General features: G+C 50.7%; 8 protein-coding genes. 5 read left to right on the plus strand and 3 right to left on the minus strand.

Features of this window, described 5'->3' with window-relative positions:
• Positions 1-117 precede the first annotated feature (117 nt).
• Complete coding sequence (glgB, locus tag HG66A1_RS11775) at positions 118-2187, minus strand: 1,4-alpha-glucan branching protein GlgB (protein WP_409999481.1); 2070 nt, start codon at positions 2185-2187, stop codon at positions 118-120.
• A gap of 514 nt (positions 2188-2701) precedes the next feature.
• On the opposite strand from glgB, the gene HG66A1_RS11780 reads away from it, so the two are divergent.
• The 4 genes from HG66A1_RS11780 (at position 2702) to hemG (ending at position 7156) form a co-directional block, all read left to right on the plus strand.
• Entirely contained in the window at positions 2702-3499 is a 798-nt protein-coding gene (locus HG66A1_RS11780) for a hypothetical protein (RefSeq protein ID WP_145183742.1), read from the plus strand.
• Positions 3500-3595: 96 nt separating this feature from the next.
• Entirely contained in the window at positions 3596-4426 is an 831-nt protein-coding gene (locus HG66A1_RS11785; RefSeq protein ID WP_145183745.1) for a uroporphyrinogen-III synthase, read from the plus strand.
• A 126-nt stretch (positions 4427-4552) separates the two neighbouring features.
• Positions 4553-5611 (plus strand): uroporphyrinogen decarboxylase, encoded by a 1059-nt coding sequence (hemE, locus tag HG66A1_RS11790; protein ID WP_145183747.1) that lies wholly within the window; start codon positions 4553-4555, stop codon positions 5609-5611.
• Positions 5612-5665: 54 nt separating this feature from the next.
• Complete coding sequence (gene hemG / locus HG66A1_RS11795) at positions 5666-7156, plus strand: protoporphyrinogen oxidase (protein ID WP_145183750.1); 1491 nt, start codon at positions 5666-5668, stop codon at positions 7154-7156.
• Here the strand turns inward: hemG and HG66A1_RS11800 are convergent.
• Complete coding sequence (locus tag HG66A1_RS11800; protein WP_145183753.1) at positions 7119-8921, minus strand: arylsulfatase; 1803 nt, start codon at positions 8919-8921, stop codon at positions 7119-7121. The genes hemG and HG66A1_RS11800 overlap by 38 nt on opposite strands.
• 140 nt (positions 8922-9061) lie before the next feature.
• Positions 9062-10492 (minus strand): DUF1598 domain-containing protein, encoded by a 1431-nt coding sequence (locus HG66A1_RS11805; RefSeq protein ID WP_145183756.1) that lies wholly within the window; start codon positions 10490-10492, stop codon positions 9062-9064.
• 394 nt (positions 10493-10886) lie between these two features.
• Between HG66A1_RS11805 and HG66A1_RS11810 the strand changes: the two genes are divergently transcribed.
• Entirely contained in the window at positions 10887-11972 is a 1086-nt protein-coding gene (locus HG66A1_RS11810; RefSeq protein ID WP_145183759.1) for an alpha/beta hydrolase, read from the plus strand.
• Positions 11973-12156 lie beyond the last annotated feature (184 nt).

Genomic DNA, 12156 nt, shown 5'->3' on the forward strand with positions numbered 1-12156 from the left:
GTTCAATATCATAGAACGGTGGAACCGCAATTTCCACCCTTTTCTTTGCAGAATTTCTCTATCTGCACGGGTACTAGACGAAGTTCAGTACCATCTGGCATCCCCAAAACACGCATTCTACTTTGTGTCCGATTTTATTTTCTTCTGCGGTGCTGCTACCGGTTTCATAATCAGCAATGCCAGCGGGGGCAAATTCAACGTGATGCTGTCGTTCTTACCATGACTGCTGATTTTCTCGCTGTAGACCCCACCTGCATTTCCGATATTGGAGCCACCGTAAATCTTGGCATCACTATTAATGATTTCATGGTAGTAACCCGCTTTGGGGACCCCAATTCGATAGCCTTCCCTTGGCACAGGTGTGAAGTTAGCAATCACAATGACGTGCTCCTCATCATCTGTCGAATTTCGCTGGAATGCAAATACGCTGTTTTTCGAGTCATCACACTGGAGCCAGGAGAATCCTTCCTGAGAAAAATCAGTCTCATATAAAGATTTTTCGGTGCGGTATAAGTAGTTCAGGTCACCGATCAGGCGACGAATTCCATCGTGTTTTTCGTGACCGATCAGTTTCCAGTCAAGTTCGTTATCATGATTCCATTCGGTCCACTGTGCCAGTTCTCCCCCCATAAAGAGCAGTTTTTTGCCTGGCATTGTATATTGATATCCGTACAACAGTCTTAGATTTGCGAATTGTTGCCACAGATCGCCAGGCATCTGGGATAGCAGGGAACGTTTACCGTGTACGACTTCATCGTGAGATAAAGGCAGTACAAAGTTTTCTGTAAAGGCATAGATCATGCGAAAAGAAAGTTCGCCTTGGTGATGTGATCGATATATCGGATCGAAATGCATGTAACGCAAGGTGTCGTTCATCCAGCCCATATCCCATTTCATGCTGAAGCCCAGTCCTCCGTTATAAACCGGGTGTGATACACCTCCCCAGGAGGTAGATTCTTCAGCAATCGTGAGAATTCCCGGATAGGCTCCGTGCAGGCTGATGTTTGCATCCTTCAGGAACTGAATTGCTTCCAGATTTTCACGGCCTCCGCTGGGGTTGGGAACCCACTCCCCTTCCTCTCGTGAATAGTCCAGATACAGCATTGAGGCAACGGCATCTACGCGGAGACCGTCAAAGTGATACTTATCAATCCAGAAATGGGCACTCGACAATAGAAAATCGCGAACCTCATTCCGCCCATAATTAAAGATGTAGGTCCCCCAGTCGGGGTGGAACCCTTTGCGAGGGTCTGCGTGTTCGTATAGGCAGGTGCCGTCGAAACGGCCGAGGGAGTGACCATCTGTGGGAAAATGGCCGGGAACCCAGTCGAAAAGTACACCGACTCCCGCCTGATGGCAGTAATCGACGAAATACATCAGATCATGCGGGGTGCCGAACCGGCTGGTTGGTGCGAAATAACCCGTCGTCTGGTAGCCCCAGGATCCATCGAACGGGTGCTCTGTGACAGGCATCAGCTGAATGTGGGTGTAGCCCATCTGATGCACATAATCGACCAGTTCCTTGGCCAGTTCCCGATAAGAAAAGAACTGTCGCCCGTCTTTGGGGCGTTTCCAGGAACCCAAATGGACTTCATAAATTGAAACAGGTTCATTATGCCAGTTGGTCTCCTGGCGTTTTCGTAACCACTGCTGGTCCTGCCAGGGGAAGTTTTCAATATCATAAACGATCGAAGCGGTCTTCGGGCGCAGTTCGGAGTAAAAAGCGTAGGGATCGCTCTTTTCGAAGAACTCACCGTTCTGGCCTCGCAGACTGAATTTATAAGCGTCTCCCTGGCCTACCTCGGGGAGAAACCCCGACCAGACTCCAGCATCACTGGAATGAAGGTAATTTTCTCCATGTTTCCAGTGGTTGCGATCACAGATCACACAGACTTCCTGTGCATTTGGTGCCCAGACAGCGAAGCGTGTGCCTTTAATTCCATTAACTTCGTCGGGGTGAGCTCCCATTGATTGGTACATGGTGCAATGCATTCCTGTCTTTAGTGCGTGAAGTTCGGCGGAGGTAAATAATGGTCGACGAGTCTGAATCTTATTGTGCAGGCTTTGGGGCCGCCACGGAACATTGGGGCGGTTTTGGTTTGTTTCAGGATGAAAAGATTGGCTCATTTTGATCTGTTTTAAGGGTCTGTATTCAGTATCTGATGGTACAGTCGGCCTCTGCGCCATCATAATCGGTAAGTCCAGTATAACAAGATTTCGGTTAGATTGTTACTGATCCTTGATGGGGTTTTACCGCGTTCTTTCTGCATCTCCGGGAACAGTATTAGGCCATCTGTTAAAATGAACCAATCATGAGGGTTTTGGTGATTGGGCAATTCGCGGCGATCAAGGCAGATAATATATTCAAGCGGGCTGCAACATGTTCTAAATTTCAAAAACCGGCAAGCTTTACTCAAGTGGACCATCGGCAGGTGATCTATAATTACATGTCATCTTTTTGATAGATCCATCTGTCATTTGAGGCAGTCTGAATTCATGTCAGACCGACTCTGTCAAAGGTTTGCTTTTGTCTATTCATCGCACTACTCTGCTGATCGCCGGGCCACTTGGTCTGATCGCCGGATTTTACCTCCTGGTATTTTCTGGTACAGAGGAGAACCGCGCACTAGCTAATGTCGTTCGCCTCAGCCCACCAGAATCCTGGCAAGCACTTCCAGATAGACCTTCTGAATCAGTACCCTTGCAGCTTCAGACGGCTTGCGAGTTACAGGCGCAGGCAATTCAGAAACGCATTTCCCTGCCGACCAATCGTCTAATCATCGCACCTTATGTTCTGATTGGTGATTATGAGGTCAGCACTCTTGATGCACTTTACCGCAAAGCGATCCAGCCCACAGAGTACGCACTGAATGTCTCATATTTTGACACGAAACCAGATCAACCTGTCACAATTGTCGCTCTTTCCAGCCAAGAACGGTATCAGCAGGTCGCTCGCGATCTGGATCAGCGACAGACCGGATCTTATTATGGTTACTTCATGGCTGATGAGTTGCGAATTGTCCTGAACCTGACCACAGGAAGCGGCACTTTGGGACATGAATTGACCCACGCACTGGCCGAGGTCGATTATCCTGGCATGCCGGAATGGTTTGACGAAGGTCTCGCTTCCCTACATGAGCAGTGTGAGTTTTCCGACCAGGGTAATCGACTTTTGGGGACGACTAACTGGAGGGTTCAGATCCTGTTATCCGCCCTGGAGCGAAATCAGCTTCCACCTCTCAATGATCTTGTGGTCCAGGCCAGAATTCGAACGGATCGGGAAGCTCTGACATATGCTTACGCTCGTTGTTTCTGTCTGTATCTGCAACAAAAGAATCTCCTCTCCCCATTCTATCGCAAACTCAGAACGAATCAGGCTTCTGACCCCACAGGCCGACTGACTTTGTGCCAGATTCTGAACGTGGATGATCTCTCTGCAGTTGATGCAGAATTTCGTGAGTGGCTGGGATCCTGTCGCCGAAATACAGGTTCTCTCTAAGAAACTGCAAATCGGTCATTCAATGTCTCTGCTGCGCGCTCTATAATAACTGCACAGCCACCCTCTTTTGTTTACGTTTACAGTGAAACTCGCTCTATGAATGCTACCGGTTTACGCGTCTGTAGTTTTGAAAGTCGAAAACAGGACGCCATGCAGGCTCTGATCGAACGCAATCAGGGGATTCCTACTCTGGTGCACTCCATGGATGAAATCCCATTGGAAGACAATGCGCAGGTTAAAGCGTTTTGCGAACGGTTGTTTCGTGGTGAAATCGATGTGATTGTCTTTCTGACCGGAGTCGGAGCTACAGCTCTGCTTCAGGCTGCAGAGGCATATTATCTCCGGGAACAGGTTCTCGACGCTTTGCGAAAAACAATAGTTACGGTACGCGGACCTAAGCCAACTGTTGTACTTCGCAACTGGGAAGTTCCCATTCATTATTCCGCCCCGGAACCCAATACCTGGCACGAAATTATTTCGATCTGGGATGAAAAAGAATTCTCCGTTACCGGTAAGCACATTGTCGTTCAGGAATACGGAAAGCCGGTTCAGGAATTTTATGACGAACTCCGAAACCGGGGAGCCCAGGTGACGCCGGTGACTGTATATCGCTGGGCGCTTCCTGAAGATACTTCCGGGCTGCGAAATGCAGTTCATGCGACGATCAGAGGAGAATTTGACATCCTGATGTTCACGAGTGCACAGCAGGTGTCTCATGTTCTGCAGATCGCTGAAGAGGAACAGGTCCGTGATAAATGGATCGCTGCAGCAGCCAGGGCGATGATCGCTTCAGTCGGTCCCGCCTGCTCCGAGGCCCTGAATCAGGAAGGGCTCCCTATCGACTTCGAATCGAGCCCACCTAAAATGGGGCCGCTGGTTAAAGGGGCCTTAGAGGCCGCTCCTGAAATCCTGGCCCGGAAAAAATGACTTATCCAGTCTCCTGACCTGATTCCGGAATCGATGCTGTCCTGAATTTCAGAAGACCGACCTACCTGATAGAATATTCCCACCTGATAGATATTCTCAATACGTTACGTACCGGAAAGAAATAGAATGAATTCGCCGCAGGCTGATACAGCCTATTGTCAAAACAGTCGGTTTATGAAGGCTGTCCGTCGCGAGCCCGTTGATACCACTCCCATCTGGATTATGCGACAGGCAGGGCGTTATCTGCCGGAATACATGGAAGTTCGTAATCGGGTCACCTTTATTGAACTCTGTAAAACTCCAGAACTCGCAGCGGAGGTCACGCTCACAGCACAGAGTGTACTGGGGGTGGATGCTGCCATCCTGTTCGCTGATTTACTGCCGATTCTCGAGCCGATGGGCTTGAATCTGGAATATGTCAAAGGCGAAGGCCCAGTTATTCACAATCCGATTCAGGAATCTTCTCAGGTTGATCGTCTGACAGATATCGCTGATATGAACTGCCTGGAATTTGTCTTTGATGCCGTCAAACTGATCCGTGCAGACTTGCCGACAGATATTCCTCTGCTCGGTTTTGCCGGCTGCCCCTTTACCCTGGCGAGCTATGCCATCGAAGGGGGAAGCTCAAAAAATTACCGACGTACCAAGCAGATTATGTATAACGATCCGGTTGCCTGGGATGCCCTGATGAACCGCTTCGTTGACAACCTGATCATCTATCTGCAACGCCAGATCACAGCCGGATGCCAGGCCGTGCAGATCTTCGATAGCTGGGCCGGCTGTCTCTCCCCTGAAGATTATCAGCAGTACGTTCAGCCTTATACCGCGAAGCTGGTGGCCGGGGTACAGGATCATGCTCCTGTTATTAACTTCATGACAGGGAACCCCGCCCTGATCCCACTTCAAAAGCAGACCGGCGGTCAGGTCTTTGGGCTCGACTGGCGTATTAACCTCGCAGATGCCTGGGAAATCCTCGGTCCAGAGGTAGCAGTTCAGGGCAATCTGGATCCGATTGCTCTCTATGCCGATCTGCCGGTTCTCAAGCAGAAAGCAAAGTCCGTCCTCGATGCCGCCGGCGGTCGCAACGGTCATATCTTTAACCTCGGACATGGCGTGATGCCTGATATGAATCCAGACAACGTCAAAGCGCTTGTTGAAATGGTCCATGAACTCGGCTGCAGATAACTGTTTCGCCTGAAATAAGTTCTTTTTGTTGTCCTGTTGATATTGAACGACCTCATGACTGACTCCAATCCTTCAACAGCAGTAAAACGCATCGCCGTGATTGGTGGTGGAGTGACCGGTCTATCTGCTGCACATCATATTCTGGAACTGTCTGATGAGCAGCAGCAGCCTGTGGAAGTGACCCTTTACGAATCGCAACCAGAATCTGGTGGGTGGATCGGGACCATCGATCAGGGGGATTACCTGATCGATACTGGTGCCGACATGTTTATTACCAACAAACCTGCAGGCATCAATCTCTGTAAACGTCTGGGATTGGTAGATCAGTTGATTTCCACTGATACCCGCTACCGGGGAGCACTCGTGTTGAGTCGAGGGTTAACAGTGCCTGTCCCACTCGGGTTCGAACTGATGACCCCCTCGCGAATGCTCCCTATGCTGCGTACTCCGTTGCTGAGCTTCTGGGGGAAAATTCGCATGGGGCTGGAATACTTTCTTCCTCGTCGGCACAGTTCAAGCGGGCTCGATCAGGACGATGAAAGTCTTGCCCATTTCGTAACCCGCCGATTTGGTGGAGAAGCTCTGACGCGACTCGTGCAACCACTGGTAGCTGGTATTTATACCTCCGATCCAGAGAAACTAAGCTTGCGGGCGACACTTCCACGCTTCCTGGACATGGAACGGGATCATCGCAGCCTGATCAAAGCGGCCCGGCATCAGAAGAAAGCAGCCCGCTCCCAGTCCGATGCCACAGGTGCCCGTTATGGTCTGTTTGCTGCGTTCAAGGGAGGTATGCAAACGCTGACACGCACTCTGGCGGAGCGTGTCTCCGAGCGGGGAACAATCCTCTATGAACATTGTGTTACCCATGTTGTGCCTTCGGCGGGGGGGGGATATGAGGTGACCATGGCCTCAAAGGGGGCTGCTCAAACGCAGCATTTCGACGCCGTTTTAATCGCAGCGCCCACACATCAGGCGGCAAGCATGACCACCGGTTTCGCTCCCGAACTCTCCAGCCTGCTTGCGCAGATTGAATATGCGTCTACTGCAATCCTCGTTAATATTTATAAGCTCTCGGATATCAAACATCCGCTCCGCGCTTTTGGTCTGGTAATTCCTGCTGCAGAGAAACGCAAAATATTCGCAGTGGCATTTGCCAGTCGTAAGTTTCCTGGTCGGGCGCCGGAAGATTGTATTCAACTGCGTACTTTCATCGGCGGTGCCATGCAATCAGAAATGCTGGAACACACCGATGAGGAGCTGCAGGAAATTGTGCGCAGCGAACTCGACGATATCCTGGGACTGCATGGCAAACCTCTGTTCTCGAAGTTGCTCAGGCACAATCAGTCCATGCCCCAGTATCATCTTGGGCATCTGGAACTGGTCGAGCAGATTGAACAACAGGCGTCACGCTATCCCGGGCTGGAACTGGCCGGGAATGCCTATCGTGGTGTTGGCATTCCTGATTCGATTCAGAGTGCAGAGGACGCAGCAGACCGGCTCATGCTTACTCTGACTGCAGACGCATCAGCTCAATCCCCTTAACGTCGATCAGTTCATTGCCTGGCTTTTTGATGCCTGTGAGCTTGAGATCGCAGGTGCCCTTTTTCAGTACCAATGTGCCTAGTTTAAGCTCCGCCCAGTCTTTTCGCTGATAGTTATCTGACTGCTCAACCCGATCCTGGTTTCCAACCTTGGGCGGGTCGTGAGGCTTGGAAATTGTCGCACTCAGACTCTGGTCACCAGTTTCCACGGCAATCTGGCAGCCCACATCAGCTTTGGCACAGGTGTATTTCAGAGTTGCTGTATAAGTTCCTGGCGTTAATACTTCCAGGTGCCAGACTGCATTTGCTCCGGTGTCGGTCCAGTCTTCGATCCAGCTGTTAGCATAACCATTGTGTCCTTTGCCACTGTAGTTAATCCCCTGCCCGGCTTCCGGCTTCAGAAATGATTCATTTGCGGGCAGAGATGTTGTTGATGTTTTTGGATGTCCTATTGGAATGGGTATCGGCTCAAAGCCGAGTTCTGATACATCCTGAAACCACTTGCTGTAAGCTGTCTTCAATCGATTTAGAGCCTTCGGGTTCTCTTTAGAAACATCGATTTTCTCTCCCGGGTCGGCTTGCATGTCGTACAGGCTCCACTTGTTTCGCTCATATGCGGCTCGCCAGCGGTCGGTACGCACTGACCCGACGGGAAGCTCCGTTCCCGGAATCGAGTTGCGGAATAGACGATCGACAAACAGCATTCGCTCTGGCCACTTCGCTTCAGCAGACTTGGTCAACAGCGGCACAAGGCTTTTGCCATCAACGGGAACCCCGGATGTTGATTCCACGTCACAGAATTCCAGCAGCGTTGGCAGAATGTCAATGTGTGCGGCGATCGGCTTGACGACTGTTCCAGGCTCGATTTTTCCCGGGTACCGTACGAACAGCGGTACGCGAATACCTCCCTCGTGGATCGAGCCTTTACGACCGCGCATATCACCATTGTACCGATTGCTGTTCGGACCGTTGTCTGTCAGGAACAGCACAATCGTGTTGTCAGCCAGCTTCAATTCATCCAGGGTTTTGAGTAATCGGCCCAGATTTTCATCGACGCAATCTACCATTGCGTAGGCACAACATGCTTTGTCATCCAGGCCTTTGTCGGCATACTTGTTCCAGTATTTCTCTGGAACGATCCAGGGCGAATGCGGTGCATTATAGGGGACATAACAGAAGAACGGCTGTTCCTGGTTTTGTTTGATGAAATCGATCGCCTTGTCAGTCAGCACATCTGTGATGTAGCCCTCTGTTTTAACCGGCTGTCGATTATGTTCCAGGTTTGTGTCGAAATAACTGTTCCAGTGACCTCCACAGAAACCGAAGAACTCGTCAAATCCCTGGCCGTTGGGATGCATCGGATAATGTCGCCCGTTATGCCATTTCCCAAAGGCACCGGTTGCATATCCGTCTGATTTCAGAATCTCAGCAATCGTGACCTCTTCTGCTCGCATGTTCTCGAAACCGCGGGTTACGCCATGCACGCCCGTCCGCAGACTATAGCGTCCCGTCAAGAGGGATGCTCGAGTCGGGGCACAGACGGGCGAAACAAAGAATCGCTCAAATTGGGCTCCCTGTTGTGCCAGTAGATCCTGGTTCGGCGTCTCAATCAACGGATTATCATGCAGTCGGACGTCCCCCCATCCCTGGTCATCAGTCATAATCAACAGCACGTTCGGTTTCGCCGCAAAGACGAGAGTTCCGTTCGACAAAACGAAAGAACAGACTAGAAAACAGAATAGAGTTAATAAGGAAGCGCGTCTCATTATGAATTCAGTTTCTTTTAATAGGTCGTGTTGATTAATAGGTCGTGTTGATTTCAGGTGGCCAGTCACTAAGGTATCGGCCTGCAGTGTCTGGAGGGTGACGAGAATCAGTTTCAGTAAAACGTATCACATATCGAACGTCAATCCCACCACCAGCGGGATTTCAGGTCACCTTCCCCTCGTTGAACTGACTGTTTTCGTTCAGTCAGTGAATCATCCCGCATCGTTACAAACTCGGTCTGACGTAGTACCGATCGAGCATTGATCGTCACACCGCCTCCTACCAGGCAGATCATCAAACGCCCTGCCTTCTTATAATTCATCGCCGTTGGTACTTGTGTAGGAATATTTCCCTGGGGGACCAGATAATCGGATTCAGCAAGAAAGAACCGATAATCCCATCCCACCTGGTCGTCGAGTCGTTCTTTCCGGATCAATGCCGCCAGGATGGTGAGGTCAGTGATAGACTGGAGTTCGGCAAATGTGGGGTGCAGATCTGCCAGTTTTGCGAAATATTTTGTGAACTGCTGCGCATACCGGGTTGTTGAATTTCGGGTCTCTGAAGCTTCTGTTCGCTGTCCCGCCTGGTTAACGAACTCTTCCTGGGACATCATCTGTAATCGCTGTCCAGAGAACTGAAATGCATCCCGGTTTGCTGTGGTTGTGAATGCATCATAGAGGGGCGTGAACCACCATCGTTGAGTGCTGTTGCCTCCACCCCGCAGGGTCGCGAGGTGACTTTTGATCTCACGAATTCCCGAGGGCTCCAAACCAATCGAAATTCGTTTCAACATGTAGTCCGCTTCAACCAGTACCCGGGCATAATGAGAACCTGCCGGCACTCCAGTCACGGTTACATCCTGCATCCCCAGGATCTGAGCCATGGTGCGGAAACGGGTTACCGCGGTCGCCGTCGAAGAGGCATTGTTTGTTCTGCGAATGTATTCATGCATCCGTGCCAGGTTTTCCTGTTTCGCATCAAACGAACAGCCAGTCACCAGGTCTTGTTCCTGCGATTGCAGTGCCACTACCAGATCGTCCAGCCGGATTGGCGGCCTCCCTGAATTCACACAGACCACCCGGTTCTGCGCATTCGTTGCAAAGCCCTCTGCCGGGCCAGCGATCACCAGGTCATGGTTCTCCCGATCGACAAACAGGTAATCAATTCGCCATAACCCTGCCAGATATTGCACCTCGGGGGGCAGTGGCTCATTTTTGGTTTTATATTCCTGGCAGAGTTTCTCCAACTGCACCAGCGAAACCTTGCGGAACTCCGACTTTTGATTGATGTCTGCAGACAGAGCCTGGGCCGCCAGGGCCTGTAACCGTTTCTGGTTTAGTTGCTTGCTGTTCAACGTGATCTGAAACGGCGCCGAAATGACTCCATTCGCATCAATGGTGATCCCACCGGCATTCTGATTGTTGTTCTGGTTATTGGTGTTGTTACCGTTATTGTTGCCTCCGTTATTCGTCTGGGCCAGACTGACTGTAGTGAAACAGGCCATCAGGCAGAGCATTGTTCCGAACTGGATATGTCTTCGTTTATTTCGGAAGTAAGAGAGGAGTTTCATCGACCAGCGCTTTCCGCCCTGTCAGGGCTGTTCCAGATTGCGGCCCGCAAATTCCAGACTATTTATGTCATTCTATCAGTCCAGATACCCCGAAGTCAGACCTGTTTTGTAATTCTTGCCCGGCAGAACCGGATTTGTTTTTCGAACTTTAGTACAGATTTTGTTTCTGTTCTGGAGTAAATACTGACACTCTCACTCGGGGCTCAAAATCGTGGAAGGAATCGGTCCAGGTTGGCTTAAATCAATCTTTTTGTGTCTGTCATGGTAGAAAAAGTATGCGTTATTCATAGTGCCAAAGAATTTGCTTGAGAAGTAACAGCACGGCACTTTAAAATGTCCATCGATTTTCTTGAATCGTTTCCCTCTCTTAGAACTATTGAAAACGGGTGACTCAATGCTACAAATGCGTTTCATAAATATCGCTCTCTGCGTCCTCGCCATCTGTGTCTTTGGGGTTAGCTCGTATCCCGTCTGGGCAGCCGATGAAAAACCGCAGCCGGACGAACGCCTGCAGAAGTTGTTGAAACGCTTTCCGGCGGCTGATAAAAACAAAGATGGTATTCTCACCCGAGACGAAGCGCGGGCTTATCGTCAGCAAATGCAGAAACGTCAGGGAAGACCGTTCAATTCTGTTGAACCGACCCATGCTGATGTGAAATACGGTGACCATGCACGGAACGTACTCGACTTCTACCAGGCCAAATCCGATCAGCCGACCCCCCTGGTCGTCTACATTCACGGCGGCGGATTTGTAGGAGGCAGTAAGCGGGTGAATCCCGGCTTTCTACAGCAGTGTCTGGATGCCGGCATCAGCGTCGCTGCGATTCACTACCGCTTTATTGACGGGAAAAAAGTTCTGCTCCCCGAGCCCCAGCGCGACGGAGCCCGGGCCGTGCAGTTTCTCCGTAGTAAAGCCAAGGAGTGGAACATTGACCCGAAGCGGGTGGCCTGCTTTGGGGGCTCCGCCGGCGCCGGGATCTCGATGTGGATCGGCTTTCACGACGACCTGGCCAAACCGGACAGCGACGATCCCATTGAACGCGAATCGACCCGCATTCAGGCGGTCGGCACCTTTGGCGGACAGAGCACATACGATCCGATCAAAATCAAAGCTCTGGTAGGTGGCCGGGCCTGGGAGCATGCTTCGATCTTCAAAGCTTACGGCGTGGACACAGCAGAAGAAGCCCTGCATCCCACTCTGGAACAACAGAAACGCTATGACGAATCGTCTGCGATCATGCATCTGACGAAAGACGATCCACCACTCTACATGGTCTATAGCGAAGCAGACGGTCCCCTGCCCGCCAACGCCCGCCCCGGCCAGGGTATCCATCACCCCAATTTCGGGCGTGATCTGGTGAAAAAGATGAACGAACTCGAAATCGAAAACGTCTTTATCTACACGCCGGAAGCCAAAGGCCGCAATCCTCAACGCGAAATGCTGGAATTCTTCCAGAAGCAGTTCGCGAAGGTGAAATAGTACTGATATGCTTTCGTGACTTTTGTGGTAGCAAAAAGAACCATGAACAGTTGAATTGAGATCGTCCCTCCCTTACCCGAAAACGAGGCCATTGGGGGGACAATTAACGTCGAATTGATCCGGCGGGATCAGATTCTCTCCAGGGGAAAGACAGTTTTAATCCGATATTGTCTACTTAAAAAGC

Origin of the sequence: Gimesia chilikensis (assembly GCF_007744075.1) — a bacterium.
Taxonomy (GTDB): domain Bacteria; phylum Planctomycetota; class Planctomycetia; order Planctomycetales; family Planctomycetaceae; genus Gimesia; species Gimesia chilikensis_A.